26 protein-coding genes are annotated in these 25,284 nt (G+C 37.4%); 19 read left to right on the top strand and 7 right to left on the bottom strand.

Annotated features, from left to right (window positions below):
* Positions 1-64: 64 nt before the first annotated feature.
* From IGL31_RS06345 to IGL31_RS06360, 4 genes are all read right to left on the bottom strand, one after another.
* On the bottom strand, positions 65-505 hold the full coding sequence (locus IGL31_RS06345; RefSeq protein WP_002311986.1) for a MarR family winged helix-turn-helix transcriptional regulator: 441 nt from the start codon (positions 503-505) through the stop codon (positions 65-67).
* Between the two features lie 56 nt (positions 506-561).
* A complete protein-coding gene (locus IGL31_RS06350) occupies positions 562-972 on the bottom strand; it encodes an organic hydroperoxide resistance protein (RefSeq protein ID WP_086300075.1) in 411 nt (136 codons plus the stop codon).
* 179 nt (positions 973-1,151) lie between these two features.
* On the bottom strand, positions 1,152-1,586 hold the full coding sequence (locus IGL31_RS06355) for a VOC family protein (protein WP_086300076.1): 435 nt from the start codon (positions 1,584-1,586) through the stop codon (positions 1,152-1,154).
* A gap of 99 nt (positions 1,587-1,685) precedes the next feature.
* Complete coding sequence (locus IGL31_RS06360) at positions 1,686-2,534, bottom strand: YitT family protein (RefSeq protein ID WP_002288161.1); 849 nt, start codon at positions 2,532-2,534, stop codon at positions 1,686-1,688.
* Positions 2,535-2,922: 388 nt separating this feature from the next.
* Between IGL31_RS06360 and IGL31_RS06365 the strand changes: the two genes are divergently transcribed.
* From IGL31_RS06365 to IGL31_RS06430, 14 genes are all read left to right on the top strand, one after another.
* Entirely contained in the window at positions 2,923-4,689 is a 1,767-nt protein-coding gene (locus IGL31_RS06365; RefSeq protein ID WP_010727752.1) for a glycoside hydrolase family 13 protein, read from the top strand.
* A gap of 101 nt (positions 4,690-4,790) precedes the next feature.
* Positions 4,791-6,050 carry an extracellular solute-binding protein gene (locus IGL31_RS06370; protein ID WP_002288159.1) on the top strand — a complete coding sequence of 420 codons (1,260 nt, stop codon included), beginning with the start codon at positions 4,791-4,793 and terminating at the stop codon, positions 6,048-6,050.
* 146 nt (positions 6,051-6,196) lie between these two features.
* Complete coding sequence (locus IGL31_RS06375) at positions 6,197-7,498, top strand: carbohydrate ABC transporter permease (RefSeq protein WP_002318365.1); 1,302 nt, start codon at positions 6,197-6,199, stop codon at positions 7,496-7,498.
* A gap of 2 nt (positions 7,499-7,500) precedes the next feature.
* A complete protein-coding gene (locus IGL31_RS06380; protein WP_002288156.1) occupies positions 7,501-8,352 on the top strand; it encodes a sugar ABC transporter permease in 852 nt (283 codons plus the stop codon).
* 12 nt (positions 8,353-8,364) lie between these two features.
* Positions 8,365-9,180 (top strand): maltodextrose utilization protein MalA, encoded by an 816-nt coding sequence (locus tag IGL31_RS06385; protein ID WP_047929392.1) that lies wholly within the window; start codon positions 8,365-8,367, stop codon positions 9,178-9,180.
* A gap of 150 nt (positions 9,181-9,330) precedes the next feature.
* Complete coding sequence (locus tag IGL31_RS06390; RefSeq protein WP_002324076.1) at positions 9,331-10,497, top strand: SAM-dependent methyltransferase; 1,167 nt, start codon at positions 9,331-9,333, stop codon at positions 10,495-10,497.
* Positions 10,498-10,726: 229 nt separating this feature from the next.
* A complete protein-coding gene (locus tag IGL31_RS06395) occupies positions 10,727-11,374 on the top strand; it encodes a PepSY domain-containing protein (RefSeq protein ID WP_002295919.1) in 648 nt (215 codons plus the stop codon).
* 83 nt (positions 11,375-11,457) lie between these two features.
* Positions 11,458-12,402, top strand: coding sequence for a dihydroorotate oxidase (locus IGL31_RS06400; protein WP_002295918.1), 945 nt, complete (start codon positions 11,458-11,460; stop codon positions 12,400-12,402).
* A 134-nt stretch (positions 12,403-12,536) separates the two neighbouring features.
* Positions 12,537-13,988 (top strand): amidase, encoded by a 1,452-nt coding sequence (locus tag IGL31_RS06405; protein ID WP_002295917.1) that lies wholly within the window; start codon positions 12,537-12,539, stop codon positions 13,986-13,988.
* 20 nt (positions 13,989-14,008) lie between these two features.
* Complete coding sequence (locus IGL31_RS06410) at positions 14,009-14,845, top strand: transporter substrate-binding domain-containing protein (protein WP_002295916.1); 837 nt, start codon at positions 14,009-14,011, stop codon at positions 14,843-14,845.
* Positions 14,845-15,504, top strand: coding sequence for an amino acid ABC transporter permease (locus IGL31_RS06415; RefSeq protein ID WP_002321153.1), 660 nt, complete (start codon positions 14,845-14,847; stop codon positions 15,502-15,504). Before IGL31_RS06410 ends, IGL31_RS06415 begins: the two co-directional genes overlap by 1 nt.
* 125 nt (positions 15,505-15,629) lie before the next feature.
* Positions 15,630-16,319, top strand: a complete 690-nt coding sequence (locus IGL31_RS06420; RefSeq protein ID WP_002298443.1) for a hypothetical protein — start codon at positions 15,630-15,632, stop codon at positions 16,317-16,319.
* A gap of 5 nt (positions 16,320-16,324) precedes the next feature.
* On the top strand, positions 16,325-17,281 hold the full coding sequence (locus IGL31_RS06425) for a sce7725 family protein (RefSeq protein ID WP_086300077.1): 957 nt from the start codon (positions 16,325-16,327) through the stop codon (positions 17,279-17,281).
* Positions 17,282-17,324: 43 nt separating this feature from the next.
* A complete protein-coding gene (locus IGL31_RS06430; protein WP_002295912.1) occupies positions 17,325-17,837 on the top strand; it encodes a GNAT family N-acetyltransferase in 513 nt (170 codons plus the stop codon).
* A gap of 255 nt (positions 17,838-18,092) precedes the next feature.
* On the opposite strand, the gene IGL31_RS06435 is transcribed toward IGL31_RS06430, so the two are convergent.
* The 3 genes from IGL31_RS06435 to IGL31_RS06445 all read right to left on the bottom strand — a co-directional run bounded on the left by IGL31_RS06435 (position 18,093) and on the right by IGL31_RS06445 (position 21,655).
* On the bottom strand, positions 18,093-18,641 hold the full coding sequence (locus IGL31_RS06435) for a guanylate kinase (RefSeq protein ID WP_002295911.1): 549 nt from the start codon (positions 18,639-18,641) through the stop codon (positions 18,093-18,095).
* An 88-nt stretch (positions 18,642-18,729) separates the two neighbouring features.
* On the bottom strand, positions 18,730-19,911 hold the full coding sequence (locus IGL31_RS06440; RefSeq protein WP_081156380.1) for a NupC/NupG family nucleoside CNT transporter: 1,182 nt from the start codon (positions 19,909-19,911) through the stop codon (positions 18,730-18,732).
* A gap of 235 nt (positions 19,912-20,146) precedes the next feature.
* The gene (locus IGL31_RS06445) at positions 20,147-21,655 is read right to left on the bottom strand and encodes a DUF1846 domain-containing protein (protein ID WP_002295908.1); all 1,509 of its coding nucleotides are present in this window, start codon (positions 21,653-21,655) and stop codon (positions 20,147-20,149) included.
* Positions 21,656-21,813: 158 nt separating this feature from the next.
* Between IGL31_RS06445 and IGL31_RS06450 the strand changes: the two genes are divergently transcribed.
* The 5 genes from IGL31_RS06450 to IGL31_RS06470 all read left to right on the top strand — a co-directional run bounded on the left by IGL31_RS06450 (position 21,814) and on the right by IGL31_RS06470 (position 25,230).
* Positions 21,814-22,005 carry a hypothetical protein gene (locus tag IGL31_RS06450; protein ID WP_002295907.1) on the top strand — a complete coding sequence of 64 codons (192 nt, stop codon included), beginning with the start codon at positions 21,814-21,816 and terminating at the stop codon, positions 22,003-22,005.
* Between the two features lie 202 nt (positions 22,006-22,207).
* Entirely contained in the window at positions 22,208-23,125 is a 918-nt protein-coding gene (locus IGL31_RS06455) for a coiled-coil domain-containing protein (protein ID WP_081156379.1), read from the top strand.
* Entirely contained in the window at positions 23,118-24,191 is a 1,074-nt protein-coding gene (locus tag IGL31_RS06460; RefSeq protein WP_086300078.1) for a hypothetical protein, read from the top strand. The genes IGL31_RS06455 and IGL31_RS06460 overlap by 8 nt, the downstream gene beginning before the upstream one ends.
* Before the next feature lie 147 nt (positions 24,192-24,338).
* Positions 24,339-24,857, top strand: a complete 519-nt coding sequence (locus IGL31_RS06465) for a membrane protein (protein ID WP_002295904.1) — start codon at positions 24,339-24,341, stop codon at positions 24,855-24,857.
* On the top strand, positions 24,838-25,230 hold the full coding sequence (locus tag IGL31_RS06470) for a DUF4430 domain-containing protein (protein ID WP_081156378.1): 393 nt from the start codon (positions 24,838-24,840) through the stop codon (positions 25,228-25,230). Before IGL31_RS06465 ends, IGL31_RS06470 begins: the two co-directional genes overlap by 20 nt.
* The last annotated feature ends 54 nt before the right edge of the window (positions 25,231-25,284 follow it).

Genomic DNA, 25,284 nt, shown 5'->3' on the forward strand with positions numbered 1-25,284 from the left:
AAAACCGCTAAATGACGTTATCTTATGAGTTGGTTTTCCTCATAAAATCGTTCATCTAGCAGTTTCAGCCCTTTTTCTGGTCTTGATGAAAATTATCTAGCATTTTTCGGGTCAGATGTTGCAGTGTATCCAATTCTTCCTGTTCAAGTGGAAGATAAGACTTGATCTTTTGTGGAATACCTTCTGCTTGTTTTTGCAACGCAGCACCTTGAGGAGTCAGCGTAACATTTACGATTCTTTCATCACCCGTTTCACGCTGACGATTAATATAATTTTTTTCTGCTAACTTTTTTAGTAAGGGAGTCAGCGTACCAGAATCCAGACACAAATCATTTCCTAGCTCTTTCACTGAAGTCTTTTTCTTTTCCCATAAAACTAACATCACAAGATACTGGGTATAGGTAAGATTCAGCGGCTTGAGGAGGGGAGTGTAGTGTCTAATGATTTCCTTAGAGGCGGCATATAAAGGAAAACATACTTGATTAACTAAATATAGATCTTCCATTTTTCCACCTCCGCTGTTTTACTATAGTGTATCATAGCGGATTTACACAAAAAAGTCTATTCACTAACTGCTTTCAGAGTAACTTCTATATTTCCAGCTGTAGCTTTTGAATACGGACACACTTTATGCGCTGCCTCTAATAATTCTTGCGTTTCTTCCAGAGAAAGACCTTCGATAGATCCTTCAATCTCTACACCTAAGACAAAGCTCGTTTCACTTTCTGAATAAAGGGAAACTTGTGCACTGACAGTAGAAGCCCCAGAGATATTTTTTTGCTGTTTGATCAATTCTAATGCACTGTTAAAACATGCACTGAAACCAGCTGCAAACAATTGTTCAGGGTTGGTTGCATTTTCGACGCGTTTACCAGGAGCTGCAATATTCAATTCGAATGTACGATCGGGATTATGCACTTCTCCAGAGCGTCCGCCTGTGTTGATTATTTTCGTAGAATACATTTTTTTCATAAAATTACCACCTTTAATTATATTTTATACAATTGAATTTTACACAATATAATTGTGAAAAGCAAAGAAATGGATTGGCATAAGATAAATAAGAGAAAGCACATGAAACAGACGCACTTTCTCGAATAGCAAACATATACAAAAAATATCAGAGACAAAAACTAATCTCATCATAAACATTACATATATTTCTCAAAAAGTTGTTTTCTTTCTTCAAAACTTACTTCACGATGGACCTGATGAAGCATCCATAAATAACCAAAAGGATCTCTGAACATTGAGTTAGTCACACCAAAGTCCATCATTTCTGTCATTTCTTGAATCTCTACACAGCCATTTCGTAATGCTTTATTATGTGTGTCCTCGATATCAGAGACGATGATATTGAACCAGGTCGTATTTGGATGTTCAGCAGTAGGAGCAGTCAAACCAAGAGACGTGTTTTCATCCAGCATATGGAATCTCGTGCCATACAAGGTAAAAATGACTTCATTATTGCCTTTAGGGTAATCTGTTGCCTCAATCAGTTGTATTTCATCAAAGATTGTTTGATACAGTTCTAGTGCTTTCAAACTATCATTTAATACAAAATCGATTTCCGTTCCTTTATGCATAAAGATCTCCTCTCCTTTTCAGTCGAACAGTTACTAGATTCTTTTATTATACCAGTTAAAGAAAACGCATTCAAAAAAATAGCGGATTTACTTACCAACTCATTCGATTGGATGATAAGTAAATCCGCGTCCCATTACTTCTGCTACGCTGCTGACAATGACAAAGGCACTTGGATCGATTTCTTCTATCAATGGTTTCATTCGGGAAAATTCATGATCAGTCACAACGATCAATAAAACCTCTTTTGACTTTCGATTATACCCGCCTTTTGCCTCTAGCAGGGTAAGGCCACGTCCAATCTCAGCACTTAAGCGAAGGCGGATGTCTTCCAAATAATGTTCACTCATGACCATAACAGATTTCTTTCGATTGATACCTGTTTCGATATAAGTCATGACAATTGAAGTGATTGCAATAGATAAAATAGCATAAAGAAACTCTTCTATTCCAAAAACAAACAGATTAAGAGAAACAACGAATGCGTCTGTAAAAAATAAGCCAATCGAAGTATTCAAGTGGAAATATTTTTTAAAAATGAGGGGAGGGATCGTCGTACCGCCGCTAGAAGAGTTGTTTTTATATAAAATCGCAACTCCTAAAGCAAAAATCGCACTTCCAAAAATGACAGACAACAACCGATCTGAAGTAATCATTGTTTCTGGAACTATTGCAATGATTAAAGGAAAAACCAAGCTTCCGAAAAGTACTTTAAAAAAGGGTTTTTTACCTAAAAATAGAAGAGCTAGTACCAACATAACGATATTCAACACTAAAATAACTATAGCTCGGTCAAAGCCTAAAGCAGCTTCCAGTAATATTCCTAGACCGCTGACACCTCCAGCAGCAATATGATGAGGCCCTAAAAACATATTGATAGCGACTCCTAATATGAAGAGGGCAAAAATAATCTTAATGTATGTCCATATAAATTGTCTCGTTTCTTTCATTTATCCACTTCCTTAATTCATTAATAATACTCTTATCTTATTATAACTTACTTTTCACCTTAAGTTAACTTTAATTAATAAAAAAATTAGGTTAGTCTAAATTATTATGTTTCATTCTTCTAGAATATACTTCTACGTTAAAAACTGTTAAAAAACTTTTACTTTAGAAAATTGGATAAATTGATCGCTTAAGATAAATTCAGGACACTAAATAGTACAGGAAGTAGATTAAAACTTTTAAAAGTTTTAAGTCTATCTATTTGGCAAGTTTAAAAAATAAAAATTCGGTATCAAAAAACTGTTACCGATAACATTTTTGAAAGCGTTGTCTTTTGTTTCTCTATCACTTATAGTGATGACGTCATATTAAAACACAAGGAGGAAATCAATGGATACAGCTGCAATTTATCATCGACCGGAAAGTGAATATGCATTTCTATATACGAATACAAGATTTCGTATTCGGCTTCGTACTAGGAAAAATGATATCAAAAAAGTATATGTGCTATGTGGAGATCCATATACCATAACAACTGAAAAATGGTATCAAAAACAACGACCAATGAAAAAATGTCTAAGTACCAATGTTCATGATTATTGGGAAATTGAAGTGACAAGCGAAACAAGGCGCTTACAGTATGCGTTCCATGTTGTTGGGGAAGATAACACGGACTGTTTTTACGGTGATCAAGGAATTTTTCCTTATCGAGAAAATGTGATTACTGAACCAAATTTTTATTTTCGAATACCTTATTTTCATCAAATCGATCGATTCACTATTCCAGAATGGGTAAAAGAAACAGTATGGTATCAAATTTTTCCCGAAAGATTTGCAAACGGGGACAAAGCAAATGACCCCGAACACACTTTACCTTGGGGAAGTAAAGATCCAGACCGAGAAGACTTCTTCGGGGGAGATTTGCAAGGTGTGATGGATCATTTGGATTACTTGACGGACCTTGGCATCAATGGCATCTATTTTTGTCCCATATTTAAAGCCACATCCAATCATAAATACGATACGATTGATTATTATGAGGTGGATCCCGCTTTTGGCGATAAAAAACTTTTAAAAAACTTGATTGATGAAGCACATAAAAGAGGGATACGTATCATGTTCGATGCTGTATTCAATCATATGGGTGTCCATTCACCACAGTGGCAAGACGTTCTCAAAAACGGAGAAAAATCGATCTATAAAGACTGGTTCCACATCCGTTTTTTCCCAGTAGATTCTTATCAGATGACTGACTTACCAGAAACTGCTGAAAATATCCCATATGATACTTTTGCTTTTACTCCATTCATGCCGAAACTAAATACAGCAAATCCAGAAGTGCAAAAATATTTGCTGGATATCGCAACTTATTGGATAAAAGAATTCGATATTGATGGATGGCGTCTTGATGTTGCTAATGAAGTCGATCATCATTTTTGGAAAAAATTCAGAGAAGCAGTTACAGAAATCAAACCAGACATCTATATCCTTGGAGAGATTTGGCATTCCTCTCAAGCTTGGCTGCAAGGGGATGAATTCCATGCAGTGATGAATTATGCATTTACAGATTCGATTAAAGATTATTTTGCAAAAAAGAAAATCACAGCTTCACAAATGGTCAGTGGAATGAATCATCAGCAAATGCTTTACAGAGATCAGGTGAACGAAGGAACATTCAACTTATTAGATTCTCATGATACTGCCAGGATCTTGACCCTTTGCCAAGGTAACAAAGAATTGATGAAGTCTGTGATGGCCTTTATGTTTCTTCAAAAAGGGTCTCCTTGTATCTATTACGGGACAGAAATAGGGATGACTGGTGAAGATGACCCGGATTGCCGCAAATGTATGATATGGGAGAAGGAGGAACAAGATCTAGAGCTATTCGGTTTTATAAAAGAACTTGTTTCTCTAAGGAAACAGTTGTCTAAGATTATTTCTGAAGGTTCTACTCAGTGGCTAATAGTAAATGATCGTGAAGATAAGCTCTATTTCACACGGGAACTAGAGGGACAGATCATCTATGTTTACTTTAATCAGTCAAAAGAACCTTGGGTAGTAGAACAGGAAAATGAGGTGATTCTTAGTCAAAATTGTCAGTTGTTAGAAGACGGGAAAGCAGAGATACGACAATACGGATTTTTGATCATGTGTTGAAAACTGTTACCGGTAACAACAAGAAAGCGTTTGCAAATGAAGATTTGTGCCCATTATAATAAGGGTGTAACAGCACGTTGAATACACAGGAGGAAATGAAGATGAAAAAAAGAAGTGTGAAACAGTTGGGTTTAGGGTTAATCTCTTTAGGAATCTTAGGCGGATTAGCGGCTTGTGGCAATGGTAACTCTTCAGCAGAAGGGGAAGCCGATGAAGGAAAAACGTTAACAGTTTCCGTTGATTCTGGATATAAAGATTATATAAACGAAATAAAAAACACTTTCGAAAAAGAAAACGATGTGAAAATCAAGCTAGTAGAAAAGGACATGTTCGATCAGTTGGAATCATTAGCGTTAGATGGGCCTGCTGGAAAGGGACCTGACGTTATGATGGCAGCATATGACCGAATCGGTGCGTTAGGACAGCAAGGACATCTGGCGGAAGTAAAACTGGGAAATGAAGCAGCTTACGATGAAACAGACAAAGCCCAAGTGACTTATGATGGAAAAATCTACGGAGAACCTGCAGTAATCGAGACCCTTGTTTTGTACTATAACAAAGATTTAGTCGATACAGCACCATCAACGTTTAAAGATTTGGAGAATCTATCCAAAGACAGTCGTTTTGCTTTTGAGTCAGAAGCAGGAAAAAATACAGGATTTTTAGCTAAATGGACTGACTTTTATTATTCCTATGGTTTAATTGCAGGTTACGGTGGCTATGTATTTGGTGATGATGGTACAAATCCTTCAGATATCGGTTTGAATAATGCAGGTGCTGTAGAAGGAATCTCTTATGCAACAGATTGGTTCAAAAATGTTTGGCCAAAGGGAATGCAAGACATAAAAAGTGCAGGAGACTTCGCCAGCCAGCAATTCATGTCCAATAAAACTGCAGCAATCATTGACGGTCCATGGCAAGCGCAAACATACAAAGAAAACAATATCAATTATGGTGTAGCCAAAATTCCTACTCTAAATAATGGACAGCCTTATCAACCGTTTGGCGGAGGAAAAGGATGGGTAGTCAGCAATTATGCTAAAAACAAAGACCTCTCTCAAAAATGGCTTGATTATGTAACGAATCAGGAAAATCAAGAAAAATTCTTTGAAATGGTAAATGAAATCCCTGCAAACCAACAAGCTAGGGAAACAGCAAAGGCTAAAAACGATGAATTAACAACAGCTGTGATTGAACAATATGAAACAGCTCAAGCGATGCCAAACATCCCAGAAATGGGCGAAGTTTGGACAGGTGCAGAAAACTTGATGTTCGATGCAGCATCAGGTTCAAAAACACCAAAAGAATCCGCAGATGAAGCAGTAAAAACAATCAGTGAAGCCATAGAACAAAAATACTGATTAAAATGATAACCGTCCATTTTTATAAAAAATGGAACAGGTGCTTCAGATAAAAGTGGCAAGAGCGAGATGGAAAATTATCTTGCTCTTGTTGCCATTATCTTAAAAGCAGTTTGCGGTTTAGCAAGTTTAGAGGGGGCATTCAGATGCAGCAAGATAAAACAAGCAATATCAACGAAAAAAAAATCACGCTTTGTTCACTTATTCCAGGGATGGGGCAGTTTGTAAATGGCCAAGCTTTTAAAGGTATCGTTTTTTTCGCCATATTCGTCCTATTCATTGGTCAGATGCTTCTGGGCGGATTTCATGCATTGGTAGGATTGGTTACTTTGGGAAGTATACCAATGGAAGATCATTCATTATTTATTTTGATTGAAGGCACTTTGCAATTCATCATTACAATCATTTTCTTGATTTTTTACGGTTTGAATCTTTTAGACGCTTATCGAGTAGCGAAGATGCGTCAAGAGGGCAAAAAAATCAATCGGACGATGAAGGAAGTCATACATAATATAGGTGATGAAGGTTTTCCTTATCTATTGACACTTCCCGCTTATCTTCTCATGATTTTTACGATCATTTTCCCAGTCCTAGTTACATTGTTCACTGCATTTACTAATTATGACTTCAATCATATTCCACCAGCCAGTTTGATTGATTGGGTAGGGGCTAAAAACTTTTTTAGTATCTTCTTTTTAAGCTCATATCGTAATACTTTTTTTGCAGTCTTTTCGTGGACCGTGATTTGGACTTTATGTGCAACAACTTTGCAAATCACCCTTGGTATTCTCACAGCGGTTGTTGCTCACCAGAAATTTATTAAATTCAAACGTATTTTCGGTATCATTTTCTTATTACCATGGGCGGTCCCAGCTTTTATTACTATCATGAGTTTTTCGAATATATTCAACGACAGCGTAGGAGCCATCAATACTCAAGTGATTCCTTTCCTAAACCAGCTTCCTTTTGTAGATATCAGTGCAATCTCTTGGAAAACAGATCCCAACTGGACGAAAGTAGCAATTATCTTAGTGCAGGGCTGGTTAGGATTTCCCTATATCTATGTGATGGTTACAGGAATCTTACAATCGATTTCAGAAGACTTATATGAAGCAGCAAAAATCGACGGAGCAAATGCATGGCAGCGCTTTTCAAACATCACGCTTCCTGCTGTCTTCCTAGTGGCAGCGCCAACATTTATTACACAGTATACGGGGAATTTCAATAATTTCTCCATGATCTATCTGTTTAACAATGGTGGTCCCGGAAGCGTAGGCGGAGGAGCTGGTTCTACTGATATTCTTATTTCCTGGATCTATAAACTTACGACTGGAACTTCTCCGCAATATTCTATGGCTTCAGCAATCACGTTGATTATCTCCATCATCGTTATCTGTGTGTCATTGCTGGTATTTAAAAAGACAAATGCGTTCAATATGGGGGATTAACAATGAAAAAATTTCATTCGAGTGCTCGATTCCAAAAACGACTTTCTCACTTTTTTACTTACTTTTTTCTTTTAATACTGTCAGTCATTATCATCTATCCGCTTTTGATCACAGCAAGTACTGCCTTCAAGTCAGGAAATATTGCAGCTTTTAGTTTAGATCTTTCAAGTGACTGGACTTTAGGAAACTTTACTCGGCTATTCAGTGAAACACTTTACGGGACTTGGTATAAAAATACGTTAATCATCTCTGTCCTAACGATGATCGTACAAGTAACTGTAGTAACTTTAGCTGGCTATACGTATAGCCGTTATCGTTTTATCGGCCGCAAATCAAGTTTGATGTTCTTTTTAGTGATTCAGATGGTACCGACTATGGCAGCATTGACTGCCTTTTATGTCATGGCTTTCCTATTAGAGGCGCTAGATAAGTACTGGTTCTTGACGATGATCTATATAGGCGGTGGGATTCCAATGAATACTTGGCTGATGAAAGGATACTTTGACACAGTACCAATAGATTTAGATGAATCTGCTAAACTTGATGGGGCAGGGCATTTCAGGATTTTTTTCCAGATTGTATTACCGCTTGTCAAACCGATGCTCGCCGTTCAAGCATTATGGGCTTTTATGGGACCTTTTGGGGATTTCATGTTAGCTAAGTTCCTGCTTCGTACACCTGAAAATCAGACTGTTGCTGTCGGCTTACAAACATTTATTTCTGATGTGACAAACCAAAGAGTCTCTCTTTTTGCTGCTGGGGCAATTTTGATTGCACTACCGATTTGTCTATTATTCTTCTTTTTACAAAAGAACTTTGTTACCGGCCTGACATCTGGCGGAACAAAAGGATAGGAGCAGAGTATCATGCAAACATTTCCGTTAAACTATTTTTCCGCATTACGTACGCCAACTCAAGTGTTTGCGGGACGCAAACTATTATCATGGCCTAAATTTTTCTTGATATTTGTATTTTTAGTTTCCTTGATGGTTATGCCTGTGACTCTTTTTTATGCCAATCAGATCCAAGCGATTCCATTAGAACAATTTCTATCCGTTCATTCGCTGATCGATGAACAAGGAACCAAAAAATTTTCTGAACTTGAATTATCTGAAACTGGGTTACAATCATCGCAACAAACGATAGCTGTGACCCCTGAAATTTTGGTAGGTGTGTCTTTATCTGAGAAACAACAATCCGATCATGGAACTTTTATTGATTTTGAGAAGGAACAATGGGTGATCCAACAAAAGGATAAATCTGGTATACGCCGCTATACGATGAATTATAGCCCATCTTTCCAACCAGATTCTGTACGTACGCCCGAAGATTTCCAACGATTTTTAGAAAGAGAATTTTATGCCAGTAATCGTCCAACAATCATTTTATCTTATAGTTTAAGTCTTGGTCTTGTCCTACTTGTCATGACGAGTCTCATTTTATTCGGGGCTTCCTTTTTCTTGTGGATGACAAGAAAAAGCCAACTTTCATCCATTCATACATTCAAAGAGAGTGCAAATTTGATGCTGAATGTTATGGGAATAGGTTCCATGGCAGCAGCAGTTGTAGGGTTTATCCACTTTGACTTTATCTTGATGCTAAGTGTCCAAACAACGATAACTGTCTTGCTGCTTTTATGGGTTTTTGTCAAAACAAGATTCAAAGATAAGCGTGTCGAATGACAAGTTTAAGTGATTTGTGCGACAATGAATGTGAAAAAAATGAAAAATAAAGTAGTTTTTGAAAAATTTCTGAAAAAATTAAACTTCTTAGTTGATTCTTTTCTTTTTTAGTATTAACGTAATAGGGTAGTTTTTTTAAGGAGGAAAATCATGTTAGAGAAAACTTTATACAATCAATTATTTTCACGTTCTTTCTCGCTCCCTGTCGAAGTAAATTATTGGGACGGTACAACGAAACAATACGGAGATACGGACACTCCTCCCCAAATCAAAATCAATATCCATGAAGAAATCCCAATGAAAGAGATTACAAGTAACGCTTCTTTGGCACTAGGAGAAGCCTATATGGATCATCGAATCGAGATCGAGGGAAGTATCCAAGCATTAATCAACGATGCTTATCAGCAAGCAAACAGCTTTTTACGAGGAAAAGATTATCTAAAATGGCTGCCAAAGAAAGAAAAACATACGAAACAAAAAAACAAAGAAGATATCCATGCGCATTATGACTTAGGTAACGACTTTTATAAACTTTGGCTAGATCCAACTTTGACTTATTCTTGTGCTTATTTCAACACACCTGAAGATACGTTGGAACAAGCACAAATCAATAAAGTCCATCATATCTTAGACAAACTCTTTATCAAAGAAGGCGAAACGTTGCTTGATATCGGTTGTGGCTGGGGAACATTGATGTTCACTGCTGCCAAAGAGTATAATGTCAAGGCAACTGGGATCACACTAAGTGAAGAACAATACGATTTGATTACCAAAAGAATAAAAGAAGAACATTTAGAAGATAAATGCCGTGTATTATTAATGGATTACCGCGAACTAAAAGGCGAAACGTTTGATCATATCACAAGTGTAGGTATGTTCGAACATGTAGGTTCTGAAAATCTTGAAGGTTATTTCAAAGTGGTAAAAGATTTATTGAAACCAAAAGGAACAGCTTTGATCCATGGAATCAGCCGACAACAAGGCGGTGCGACAAATGCTTGGATCAATAAATATATTTTCCCTGGCGGTTATGTCCCTGGTGTTACTGAATTAGTTGATAATATTACAAAAAACGATTTGCAACTGATTGATTTGGAAAGCTTACGTCGTGACTACCAATTGACATTAGAACATTGGACAAAGAATTTTCATCAAGTCCAAGATCAAGTCACGAAAGAAATGGGTGATTCCTTCTATCGAATGTGGGATCTATATTTACAAGCTTGTGCAGCTTCATTTGAATCAAGTAATATCGATGTGATTCAATATTTGCTTGTTCAACCTGGAAACAATGACATCCCAATGCATCGTGCATAATTGAGGCAAAAGTACTGTTTAAAGACTATTTAAAAAGAAGCTAAGTTTTATGATGCTCCAGAAGTGAACTTTTTTGTCTAACTTCTAGGATTGTCTCTAAAGCTTAGTTTCTTTTTCTTTATATTTTCATAATAAAAATTTGGTTCTTTAATTTTTAAACATGACAGAAAATTTTTTCTTCGTTATACTTGTAATAGAATACTATTTTATAACAAAGGGGATCGAATCAATGAAAAAAACTGTTATTTATACTAGTTTATTTGCAGCTTTGTTTTTAGCTGCTTGTCAATCAAATACCAATCAAGGCACATCTGGGAATACGTCTTCCAGTAGCGAACAGCGCTCTTCACAGGTATCGGACTCCTCAACAAAAGCAAGCACATCTTCGTCTAGCCAGACAAAAAGTTCTAGTGAAGCAAGTACTCAGTCAGATATCAAAGTGTCTGCAGCTCGTGCGATCGAATTGTTCCAAGATAAATACCCAGATACTGCAATTACTAGTTTGGAATTAGATAGTGATTGGGGATCTTACTTCTACAAGATAGAAGGTGTCGATGATCAAAAAGAATACGAAGCAAGAATTGATGCTCAAAATGAAAAAATGGAGACAGAGAATCCAGAAACTCTAGATCGAGATGAACAAAATGGTCAAAAGAAAAAAGAAGATGGTCTGGATGTTGATAAATTGATCACGATTGAGGAAGCAGCAAAAATCGCCGTCGACAAAGTAGGAAGCGGTACGGCAACAGATTGGGATTTGGATAAAGATTTAGGTACTACTTATTGGGAAGTCAAAGTAAAAGACGGCAATCAAAGTACATCAGTCAAGATCAATAGCCAAACAGGCGAAGTACTGTCAACTGAACAAGATGATTAAGAATTTCTTCGGAAAACAAGAGTTGATTTTTCTTTTAGTCATGATACACTAGATAAAATAACTTGTTTGAAGGAGCGATTTACTTGAGTTTAGAAACGACCTTTGCCAATCATATCTTTGCCAATCCTTTGATGAATGCATCTGGTGTCCACTGCATGACTACCCAGGAATTAGATGAACTGGCTCATTCAGAAGCAGGAGCATTTATCACTAAGAGCTGTACGATCAATGAACGAAAAGGAAATCCCGAACCACGCTATTTTGATGTTCCTTTAGGGAGTATCAATTCTATGGGACTTCCAAACCTAGGTTTTTCTTATTATCTAGAGTATGCTCTTGCGTATGAAAAAGTGCAGGAAAACCAAAATCAACCGTTATTTTTTTCCATTGCCGGGATGAGTGTCCAGGAAAACTTGGAAATGCTTGAGAAAATAGAAAAAAGTGGGTTTAATGGGATCACTGAATTAAATTTATCTTGTCCCAATGTGCCTGGAAAACCACAACTAGCTTACGATTTTGAGGCCACTTATGAAACACTGAAAGAAGTATTCAGCATCTTTTCTAAGCCGCTAGGAATCAAATTGCCTCCTTATTTTGATTTTGCTCATTTTGATCAGATGGCTGATATCTTGAATCAGTTTCCATTGACCTATGTCAATGCTATCAACAGTGTGGGCAATGGTTTGTATATCGATACAGAACAAGAAGCAGTAGTCATCAAACCAAAAGAAGGGTTCGGCGGCATTGGCGGAGAGTATATCAAGCCGACTGCTTTGGCAAATGTTCGCGCTTTTTATACACGTTTGAAACCAGAAATCCAAATCATTGGTACAGGTGGGATTCGGACAGGACAAGATGCATTTGAACATCTGCTATGTGGCGCAAGCATGTTACAGATTGGTACCGAGCTTCATAAAGAAGGGCCGGAAATTTTTTCTAGAATCATAAAAGAATTAACGCAGATTATGTCAGAAAAAGGATATACGTCAATTGACGAATTTAAAGGCAAATTACGCACCATTTCATAGCAAAGAGACGAAGGTCATGATTGATCTTCGTCTTTTTTTATAAAAAACACTCGTCTGTTCATTCCTGTGCAAGCGTACTCATTGTATGTTAGACGAACTTGTGGGAAAATAACAGAGGCAAAAAGGAGGATAATATGAATGATGCAACAGAATTAGCAAAAGAGCTTAAAGAAAAAGAATTTAGTTTTCAAGAACTAGTTACGGATATACAGAAAAAAATAAAGAAGCAAAATCATGAATTGAATGCGTTTGTCGCGCTTGAACCATTCGAGAGTAATTCCCACGAGCTATTGATTCCCCAGTCAGAAAAAGGGCCATTGGCTGGTATCCCATTTCCTTTAAAAATGCTCGGTCAAGAAAAAAAGGGATGGCTAGCTACTTCAGGATCTCGTTTATTTGAAACACACCGAGCTTCTCATACATCTAATTATGTGCGGCAAGCAGAAGCGATAGGTCTAGTTCCTTTTGGACAAACCAATGCGCCAGAGTTTGGTTTCAAAAATATTACAGACCCAGTCATCTATGGCCCAGCAAGAAACCCTTGGAACCTTGAATGTACACCGGGCGGATCAAGTGGAGGAGCTGCTGCTGCAGTTTCATCAGGAATCGTTCCTTTAGCTGGTGCTAGTGATGGCGGTGGTTCTATTAGAATACCCGCTTCGTTTTGCGGATTGATTGGGCTGAAACCTTCGCGAGGGACGATGCCAGTTGGTCCATATGCTTGGAGAGGATGGCAAGGAGCTGCTATTGATTTCGGCTTGACAGTTTCTATGAGAGACACGGAGGCTTTATTTTATGGGATGAGAAGTATCCATTCCGGTGCGCCATATCAAGTATCGCCAGTTGAGTGGCAAACACATCCAAGAAAAAAACGGTTGAAGATAGCTTTTTGTGTTGATTCACCGATCCACTCACAGATTAGTGAAGAGGCAGTACTTGCTGTAAAAAAAGCTGTAGATTTCCTTGGAAAAGAAGGGCATGATTTGACAGAGATTCCTTACCCACTAGATGGTCGTAAACTGATCACGTCTTATTATCAGATGAATGGCGCAGAAACAGCAGCAATGATCCGCTCGATTGAAACAGGCATCCAGCGAGCTGTCAGAAAAGAAGAACTTGAACCCATTTCTTGGACTTTGTTCCAATATGGTCAGAAGCTCTCTGCCGCTACTTACATCGATTCTCTGCATGTATGGGATGAAGCAGCAATTGTCATGGAAAACTTGCATCAAGAATACGATCTATTCCTTTCACCAACGACTGCATTTACCGCCCCTAAAATCAGCGAAGATTTGCAAAGTGATGCGATAAGAGCACAGATGGAACACATCAGTGATTGTTCTGAAGTAGAAGGTTTAGACGTTGTTTCTTCCATGTTTGAGGAGAGCTTGAAGATCACACCTTATACACAGTTGGCTAATCTGACTGGACAACCAGCAATCAGCTTGCCTACTCATTTGACAAAAGAAAACATGCCTCTAGGAATCCAATTTATGGCTGCCAGAGGAAGAGAAGATTTGCTATTTCAAATCGGCTATCTATTTGAAGCAAATCATCAGTTCCATTTACCAAATCCATGGAAATAGCAGAAACAAGGAGAAGAAGAATGAAGAAAAAAAGATTGTTTGCTCTAATAACTAGTGCCTTTTTTATTTTAAGCGCTTGCGGTACAGCTGCCGCTAATCAGGAAGATAACAGCTGGAGTAATGTAGAAAAAAAGAAAGAATTAGTAGTAGCGACTTCTGGCACACTGTTTCCCGCATCTTATTATAATGATCAAAATGAATTAGTTGGTTATGATGTAGATTTGGCAAAAGAGGTGGCTAAACGGTTAAATGTCAAAATCTCCTTTAAAGAATACAACGTGGATGGACAAATCACTTCTGTTTCAAAAAGAGAATCAGATTTTGCTGCGAACGATTTTGGTATCACAAAAGAAAGAGAAAAAAAATTCTCCCTTTCAGAGACTTTCAAATATTCATTTGACAGTATGATCGTACGAAAAAAAGATGATTCAGGAATCCACTCACTTGAAGATCTTAAAGGGAAAAAAGCAGCTGGCGAACCCAATACTAGCTATATGCGTTTAGCGGAAAAACACGGAGCTAAATTAGTCACATATGACAATGCCACGAATGATCAGTATTTAAGCGATGTAGCAAATGGTCGAACAGATGTTATTCTAAATGATTATTATCTGCAGAAAATGGCCGTATCTGCTTTACCAGATATCCCTGTAAAAATACTGGAGAACGTTTATTTCAATGAAAACGAAAGTGGTTTTTTATTGAAAGAAGGAAATGATGCTCTGAAAAAGAAAATCGATGGCGTATTAAAAGAGATGAAAGAAGATGGGACGACAAAGAAAATATCTGAAAAATATTTTCAAACTGATGTTTCAGTCAAACCGAAAGAAACGATGGCTGAGTCGGTGAGTGAGTGATGTACTTTCCTCTAATTGATTTTTCCCTCATGTGGACTTCACTTCCTTTCGTACTGCAAGGCTTGGTATACACATTAGGGATTGGCTTCGTGTCGTTTCTTTTAGGAAATTTGGTAGGGTTGCTTTTGACAGTTTTAGGTCTTTTGGATTGGCTGCCTCTGAATGTATTTATTCGTTTTTATTTATCGTTCTTTAGAGGCATTCCCGCACTAGTCCTGCTGTTTCTGTTATATTTCGGGTTACCTTATCAATTAAGTGCCTTAACGGCTTCAGTCATCTGCTTTACGATTACCAGCAGTGCATTTATTGGTGAAATCTATCGAGGATCACTAGCAGGCGTTTCTTCAGGTCAGTGGGACGCTGGTTTAGCTTCTGGTTTTTCTTTCTTTGGGGTATTGAAATATATCGTTTTGCCGCAAGCTTTTCGAATCTCAGTACCGGCACTCAGTAACGTAGCTATGGATCTAGTGAAAGGTACTTCGTTAGCAGCAACAATCACAGTGCCAGAAATATTTCAAAAAGCAAAGATCATAGGCGGTCGGACATTCGATTATTTTTCTCTCTATATTTTAGTTGCACTGATTTATTGGGTCATTTGTATCGGGATCGAAAAAGTGCAACAGTATTTAGAAAAACGTTCTATCCATCAGTCAATCTGAAAAATAGAAATGGTGCTAGCGTGGCTGGCACCATTTCTATTTTTTGTTTCTTGTATATTCTGCCTAGTATTTTAAAACCATTTCATGTAAAATGTAAATCGAAAATATGTTCGGAGGTAGAAAACATGAAGACCCCGCTAACCATCGAAATAGAATCCTCGTTATACCAATATTGCATCGAGCAAGGCGGCTTGGTTGTAGAAGAAGTCACGATGCCTGATGACCAAGGAATTGTAGATACGCTTAGCTGCTTGACAAAATTTGATGGAAGCCGAGAATGGCGATGCTATGAGCTGAAAGTGACAAAAGCAGATTTTCGCTCTACAGCCAAACTGTCATTTGTTGGACATTATAATTATTTTGTTTTACCAAGTAAACTATATGAAGAAGTAAAAACTGAAATCCCTACAGGAATAGGTGTTTTAGTGTATCGTCCGTACACGGTTGAAGAGGAGATGCCTGCCTCTGGTACATTTCTGATTGCGAAAAAAGCAGCAAAGAAAGAGCTTGCTGTACCGGAAGAAGCTTTGACAAACCGCTTCATGGCTTCTTTATTCAGGGAAGTAAGAAAAGCAAAGCAAATGGAGCGAGGCGTAAAATATTTTCCAACAGATCAATTGTACAAAGAATTGAAAAGACGTTCAGAAAATCAAGATCCATTTTCTAACGAACGATATTATGAACGGTTTTTAGAGGAAATAGCTAGTCAGGCAATCAATGAGTTGCAAGAAGAAGTTATCGCGCTTCAGCATGATTATGAATATTTGAGGCAACAACAGCAGATCCGTCGGTTGCCTACAGAGCCATTGGAGTGAAAAATATGTACTATCCTTATTTAAGAGGAAAACAATTTGATCTATTAGCATTAAAAGAAGCACTGTCGCGAGGATTGCTCTCCAATAAAATCCAACCAGTGATCGAACCAGTACGTGATTCCGCTACGCTTAAAAATGTGATCGAATTATTTCAAAAAAAGCACCATCCAATCGCTGTGATCCAAAATCCCCAAGTAGGACAATTCAAATTATTCGATCAGCATGTGCACAGTTGGACAGTCAAAGAAAATAGCTCTGTCGTCCCTGCACAGATCTTAACGCCAGAAAATCTCAGTGAAGTACTGGATTCACCTCCAGCGTTTCTTGTTTTCGATGGACAGCACTACCCAAAAGATACAGAGGTGTGGAAACAGCTGGCAGGAGTTGATTCGAAATTTTTGATACCAGATACTAGTCGCTTTCGCATCTGGCTGCCCGAAAACAAAATTGTGATCCGTGACTCTTTTCAAACGAGAAAGCATGTTGAAAGTTATGCAGATAAAACAGATGACTTTTTTAGTGATGACTATCTTTTTTTCCACGCAGACGGATATATTGGATTTTCTGATTTCACGATCGAAGGTAGCCGTTATTTCGATAAAGGGTTCCCTAGCCGAGCGCTTGCTATCCATCTAACGTATATTGATGCTTACGGCAATATACGCGTGAAACATTTTGTCTCTGACAGTAACGACTCTGCTAAAGACCAAGCATTGAAGTTTCTTGAAGCAGGAGATAAAATGAAAAAATGGATCATGCGTCACCATCATCAACTCTTGATTACTTCAGGAATGATTGAATTATTGGCTCTTTACCAGCAACAAAAATTCCCTGGACTGGGAGTGTTGAAAAAGTGGTCACTTATGCATCATTTGGAACTTATTAATCACCTGCTAGATCATCCAAAAGATTGGCTTAAATATTATTCAAAAGTTCAGGAACTATATGAAGTGATCCAATGATTAGATAATGTAAATGAAAAAGGAATAGAAAAGAGGAAACTGGATGTATATTCGGCAAACAAGGAAAGAAGAAGTAGAAGAAGTGGTAGAAATCATTAATGCCGCAGCGGATTTCATTGCTTCGCAAGGCTCTCCTCAATGGCAAAACGGGCAGAAACCAACAAAAGAAACGATTTTGAACGATATTGAAAGAAAAGAAAGCTATGTATTAATAGTGGAAGATCAAATTGCTGGAACAGCTGCATTAGTCTCAGGCGTGGATCCCGTTTACACAAAAATAGATGGTAGTTGGAAAGAATCAACTGGTCCTTATTTATCGATTCATCGTGTCGCTTTAGCAGAAAGTACTCGAGGAAAAAAACTAGCAAAACCGTTCTTAGAACATTTGTTGACGATTGCAGCCAGCAAAAATATCCAAGATATCCGTATCGATACTTATCCAGCTAATGAACCGATGGAAAAGACCATCTATTCTGCTGGATTCACTTATCAAGGGATGATTGAATTTCCTTTTGAACACGGCGAAAGAAAAGCATATCAAATAATCATCAATTGACTATAAAATCATCTGAGCAAAGATAAAGACATTAACACTACTGAAAAAAACAATCATATGATAGCCAAGAGGTTGTAACAGAAGTGGCCAGCTTCAAAAAACAAGAAAGAATTTCCGAAAATGCTTCTCAAATTTTTGTGGAATTTTAGCGTATTTTACGAAAAAGCTGCTTTCTGAAACTCCCTTCATCGAGAGGTCGTGACATAGCTTTTGTCACGACCTCTCGGCTTATCCTACGAGTATTATTCGATACATTTATATCAATAATCCTTTTTTTATTTTATCTGCAGCTTCTTGGAACGCTCCATCGTTTGACACGACTAAAAGTGAGGGGATAGCTTTCAAACGTTTCAACTGTGCTAAATCTTCTACATAAACCGCCAGTCTGGCTGAAATCTGTTCAGATGAATCTCCACGTTTTTTCAGGCGCGATTGCAATGTTTCTTTAGAGATCGTAATAAAGATAGGACGGACTACCGTCCCGAAATACTCATATAAATGCCAAAAACCATTTGCTGTCAAAACGGCGTAACAATTTCCTACTGTCAGTTTCTTTTTAATTTCTGCTTTACTGGAACCATATTTATGTTGAGCATATTGGTCCCACTCTGCAAATTCATTTCCCTTGATCATCTGATTGAATGTATTGTCAGAAACAAAATAATAATCCTCTTGATCTTTTTCCCCAGGTCTTGGTGATCGATTCGTGTAAGTAATGATCTTTTGTTCCGGCTGAAAAATAGCTTCTGCGAGTGAAGTTTTTCCAGAACCAGAAGGACCGATAAATACATAGCAATAATTCATTGTCATTTCTCCTTTGATGATTGAACAAGTGAAAAAGCTTTGGAAAATATTTCCAAAGCTTTTAAAAGCAACTTTGCTTTTTTGTATATTATACCAGCAAGCCGGTCACAATAGCACTTAAAAAGCTGACTAAAGTCGCTGTTAGCAAAATTTTCAATCCGTGTTTTGCGACAAGATTTCCTTTTTCTTCATTTAATCCCTTCATCGCACCAGAAATGATCCCGATAGAAGAGAAGTTGGCAAATGAAACGAGGAAGACAGATATAATTGCTGTTGTACGCTCAGTAAAATGGAAATTACCATTTGCTAATTCTGTCATAGCAACAAATTCATTTGTAACCAGTTTAGTCGCCATGATACTACCGGCATCCACTGCTTCTTTCCATGGGATTCCGCTGATGAAGGCAAGAGGGGCAAAGATGTAACCTAGGATCTCTTGGAAAGTGATGCCGAATATCCCGTGAAAGATAGCATTGATCATGGCAATCAAAGCAACAAAACCGATAAGCATAGCAGCAACCGTGATCGCCACATGGAAACCATCAAGAATGTATTCTCCCAACATTTGGAAAAATGTCTGTTCTTTGTTTTCTTCAATGATCAGCTCATCTTCTTTTTCTTCTAATACATAGGGATTTACAATTGAAGCCAGAATATAACCGCCAAATAAGTTCAAAACAAGGGCAGTGATCACATATTTAGAATCGATCAGTGCCATATAAGATCCGACGATCGACATAGAAACTGTAGACATAGCCGATACACTCATGGTGAACAAACGTTTCTCAGATAGGAAGGGTAATTCCTTTTTTATGGAAATAAAAACTTCCGATTGTCCTAAAATAGCAGAAGCTACTCCATTATAAGATTCCAATTTGCCCATCCCGTTGATTTTACTTAATCCTAGACCAACAGCTTTCATAAATAATGGAAGAATCTTGATATAGCGTAGAATACCGATAATAGCAGAAATAAATACGATTGGCATCAATACGGAAAGAAAGAAAGGTGCACTTCCTTTATTTGCTACACCGGCAAAAACAAAGTCAACACCTTGCCCAGCAAAAGCAAGAAGATGATCAAACATTTTTGCCAATACAGAAACAACCGCTGTACCAAAAGTTGTACGTAATAATACGAAACCAAGAACAAGCTGTAAAACGAACATCACAATTAGTGGTTTCAATTTGATTGCTTTTTTATTACTGCTGATCAAAAAAGCAAGCCCTAATGTGACACATAAACCAATAATACCTAATAAATAACTCAAATAATCACTCCTATTCCAAATTCCGTTTTATTTTACCTGTTTTGCAAATAAAATACTAATCTTTAGTGAAATTTTCATTACTTTTTTAGAGTGAAACGCATTCATTTTCCATTAGAAAATAAAGCGAACAAAATAAAAGGTTTAAAAAGTGTAACGTCTTAGTAAAGTCTATAAAAAAACGAAACTATTGATTAAGCTAATAGTTTCGTTTTCAACATTTATAAGTAAACTTTTTCTATTGGTAATATAGATTTTCGGAAGGGTAGACAGGTGCGCAGGTAATATCGATTCCTAGTTTTTTCAATGTTTGTTCATCATTTTTATTGACCATCACAGTAGAGTGGGCTTGTGCTCCCTCAAGTTCAGCTAGTTTATCATAAGCAACTTGAGCGATTGGATTCGTTACTGCACTGATTGATAAAGCGATCAAGACTTCATTGATGCTTAGTGCATCCAAAGAGGAATGAAGTGTCTTTGATTTCAATCCTTGTATTGTTTCAAGAACTAATGGTGACAATAAAGGAATGTCATCTGCGATATGGGCTAAATGTTTTACTGCATTTAAGATAACTGCCGCTGACGCATCCATCAATGAACTTGTACGCCCGGTAATGATGACTTCATCTGGTAATTCGATTGCAATCACAGCAGAAGGATCTTTTGTAGGACTTTGCGCTTGAATCTTATCTGCATAGTCATGGGCAGGGACTACCACGTTTCGGTCTTCAGGACGTAAACCGACTTCTTCCATAATCAGTTTGATTCGATTAACTGCTTCTTCGTCGATCAATCCTTTTTTGAAGTCGCATTCTGTTTGGAAATAACGACGGATGATTTCTTGTTTAGAGGCTTCTTGGACAACGGTATCATCCACGATCCCAAATCCTACACGATTCACACCCATGTCAGTAGGAGATTGATAAACAGATTCTTTACCAGTAATTTTTTCAATAATACGTTTGATTACAGGAAATGTCTCAACATCCCGATTATAGTTCACAGCTACTTTATTGTAGGCATCAAAGTGGAAGGAATCGATCATATTGACATCTTTTAGATCGACTGTGGCTGCTTCATAAGCAATGTTCAGCGGATGTTTCAACGGAACATTCCATACTGGGAAAGTTTCGAACTTGGAGTAACCAGCTGCATGTCCTTTTTGGCTTTCATGATACAGTTGGTTCAAGCAAGTAGCGAGCTTTCCACTTCCTGGGCCAGGAGCTGTCACTACAACGATTGGTTTAGTTGTTTCAATATACTCATTTTTTCCAAAACCATCTTCTGAGACGATTTTTTCTACGTTGACTGGATAGTCTTCGATTTCTGAGTGTTTATAGACCTTGATGTTTCGTCTTTCTAGTTTATTGATAAAGACTTTCGTGGCAGGCTGTCCACTATAGCGAGTGATAACGACACTGTTGATTAATAAGCCATAACCACGTAATTCATCGATTAACCGCAAGATATCCATATCATAAGTAATCCCATAATCACCACGGATCTTATTACGTTCAATATCTCCAGCATAGACGCAAATCAGTATTTCAGCTTGATCTTTCAATTTTTGCAGCAATTTGATTTTCGCATCTTCTTCAAATCCTGGAAGTACACGTTTCGCATGCTTGTCGTCAACTAGCTTCCCACCAAATTCTAAATATAATTTGTCATAGTGGTTCACTCGTTCCAAAATATACGCTGACTGCTCTTCAATATATTTTTCTGAATCAAAACCAATTTTTTTCACTAGGTTCCCTCCTTAAGTACTAAAGCATTTTTTCATTTTTTTGAGGATTCGTCAACTGGAAGAGCGAAATTCCTCAAAAAAACAAAGAAAATGGTTTAAACCAACTTGTCTAGATAGTTATTCATTGGTATGATAGTTTTTGATAAGGAAGGTGCTACATGAAAAAAAGACAGAAAAAGAAAAACGCATATAAACACTATATCCGTTCGATTTTTACCGGTTATGAAAGAATGCTTGAAGATCCCGAATTGGAACAATTGACGTTTACTTATCTAAACGAAGAAACGCAGCTAACTCGTGATGAGCATCAGCGCATTCATTTCACAACAAGAGATCTGCCTAGTAAATAAAAAATAAGATAAAGGTCATTGGATTCGATTCTGTCCTATCAGATGGAAAGACTAGTTGATCGAAAAAAAGGCTGTACCAAATTTTGGTGCAGCCTGTTTTATGGAGCATTGCCCGCTCTTTTTTATAACAATTTTTTACAGAAAATGGTACTATTGAAGTATTAATAAGTGAAAAACAGATGAGTAAGAGGAGGCAAGTAGTATGAAAGAGCCAGATACAAATGCAAATTATGAGCCAGACGAACTAGAGGAGACGAACGCGGATCAGGATACAGGACAAGAATCGTCTTCTTTTTACGATATCAAAGAAAAAGCAAGCATGAATCTTTCCCAATTATTAGAAGACTTACAGGCTTTTGAAAAAGCTGTCCGCGAAGAAGATATCCCTGAGATCTACCGTTTATACAATGGCCGATTGAATGAAGAATTAAAAAGAAGCTCAAATGAAAATCACGAGATCGATCAATTGCTGATGCGTAAGATCCATGATCGTTTTTTACAGGAATTTCCTTTTATGGAACAAGTAGAAAGCATCTCGCCAACGATGAGCTATTACAAAATCGGCACTTATTACCATGATCGGCCCACGGTCGGTATTGATGCAAGTCTGCCAGAAATTTTTGTTTTGCCTAAGATCGATGATGAGTGGGAGAAATATTCCCAACCGGAGTCAACGGACTATGACAAAAAAATCAATGAACTAGACGCAAAGGTGATCACTGCTCAGACAGAAATTGAACGTTTAGATGAACAAATAAAAGAAATTAATCGACAAATGACTGATTTGAACGACAATAAAGGATTCTTGAATCGTAAAAAAATCGAGGAAGAAATTCAAGAATTAGAGAAGAAGAAGCAAGTACTATCTAATGAAAAATTAGGCTGGCTTCCTTATATTGAGACGCCTGAAACAATCCAGCAGCAAAAAGAAGCATTGAAGCAAGAAGCAAGAGCGGACCAGCTTCGTGCAGCCATCGTAGAAAAAGAACAAAGGCAAATCAGACGCTATTTCGGTAGCAAAGAGGGATTCGGTCAAGCAATCCATGAATTCTTGATGAATTATCTTGGCAATGAGAATCCTAATAATCAATCTAATGAAGGAGGTTCCGAGTATGAATGAACACGATGAAGCAGAATGGACAAAAAATGAAGAACAAACAGAAGATCATGAAGAAACGAACACTTCATTGGAAGAACAAACAAGTAATCCTCTGGATGACACAGAAGAAATCCCTATGCTAGAGGAAACAAAAATACACGAAAAAGAAAAAGTAACTCCGACGAATACGAATACTGCAGAGAACACCCATGCTTACGAAATAACTGAAAATCCCGGGTATTTAGAAGGAAAAGAGCAAGATCATCAAGATATCGTCAGTTTGATTGAAACAGCGGAAGCAGAATTAGCGGATTTACGTATGAGAAAAGATTTGATCGAATCAGATTTTCCACAATTATTAGAATCATATGATCGTTTTATATTGAATGAAGAACCAATCTCCACGATCGGAAAGACAAGCCTGATCGAATACTTCACGTATGAATTACTGAAACCGTTGAATGATATTGGTCTGGAACGGTCAAATTCAGCTTATGACACATGGAAAACAAGACATTTTTCGATCAATTATACGTTGAATGGACAAAACGAATTAGTCTTTTCCTTTATATTACCGACCATCGATCAACGATACCAAGTGGAATCGATGAGTCTCCTAAACGTATCACCAGAGACAATGGAAATCAATGTCCAAGATGACCGGGTGCTTTCTTTGATCCGACACTGGTCAGTGGATCGAGTATTCTCTGCAGGGCAGATCACGATATTCAATCACAAATTGAATCAATTATTAGCCCATGCAAGAACACTTGGTTTTACCGTTAATCAGACATTACTAGACAATACGAAGCCACTTCGTTTGAATCTTCAGAGCGAATTTGAATTGACGAATGAAGTATTGGATGATATTTTTATCGTGGCAATGAAAAATCCATCCTACGATATGGAAAAGATCAACGAAACTACTTATCAAGTACGATTAGATAAAGGACAGTCTTTAACGATAACAACAAACGAAAAAGATCAAACAGTCTTGTCGATCTCATCTGGAGACTACCCACGATCTGTCATTGATTTCTTTATCAATTACGAATTCTTGGTCCCATTAATGGTGAGAAAGTCCTGATTGGATAAGTTGGATTACCAGATGTCATTCAGATAATTCTGTTCCAAAGGACTTGCGGCAGTTATCCAGAATAATTGTCACAAGTCTTTTCTGTATGTACTAAATGGACGTGAATAACTTGCTGATGAAGGAGGGATTTCATTAGGAATGTCCACAAATAAAATAGCACAGCTTAGCTTATTGTCTGCTGCTTGTGTAGCAGGTAGGATCGCTTTTCAATTTATTCCGAATTTCCAGCCAATGACTGCTATTTTTTTATTTATAGTACTTTACTTAAGCTTGAAAGATGCGTTAATTGTCATGAGTCTTTCTATTGCAATCAGCAGTTTTTATTTTGGTGTTGGACCATGGGTCATCGGCCAATGGATCAGCTATACTGTTGTTCTGAGTTTGTTTTCAATCGTCTGCTTGAGAAAAACAGTGCAAAGGAATCTATGGTTAAAGGGAGTCTGTTTTTTTCTGGCGGGCATGGTTTACGGAATAGGTATGACCGTTTTTGATACGCTGTTATATCGTTTGCCTCAACCTTGGATCTATTACCTTCAAGGGGTGTCGTTTGATTTGATGCACAGTATAGGCAATGTTGTGTTCTTTCTTGTTTTTCTGCCAGTCGTCAAACGTTTTTACAATCATTCAGGAGGAAAAAATGAAAAAAATAATTTATAGTTTGCTTGCAATGAGTGTCAGTATACTCATTTTGACAAGTTGCAGTACAGCCTATACACAATCGGCTTCCAACCAAAAGGAGGAAGTAAAAACATCGCAAAAAGCAACAATCACGTTACAAGAAAATGGTCAAAACTTTTCGGAAAAAGAAGTGGTCTTCAAAAAAGGCGATGATTTACTGAGTATTTTGAAACGAAATTTTGAAGTCGAAGAAGATAACGGCTTCATCACTTCGCTTGAAGGGCACTCACAGGATGAGAAAAATCAACTCTATTGGATGTTTACTGTGGACGGGAAAAGTGCTACTACTGGTGCCAAAGAGATCAAATTGAATGATGGACAATCGGTCATTTTCAATTTGTCTAAACTATAAGTTTCATAAAAAACTGTTAAAGGGCGAATATTGCCATAATTCAGTTAGTTCAGT

Origin of the sequence: Enterococcus sp. MSG3290 (genome assembly GCF_050555565.1) — a bacterium.
In the GTDB taxonomy this organism is placed as follows: Bacteria; Bacillota; Bacilli; order Lactobacillales; family Enterococcaceae; genus Enterococcus_B; species Enterococcus_B faecium.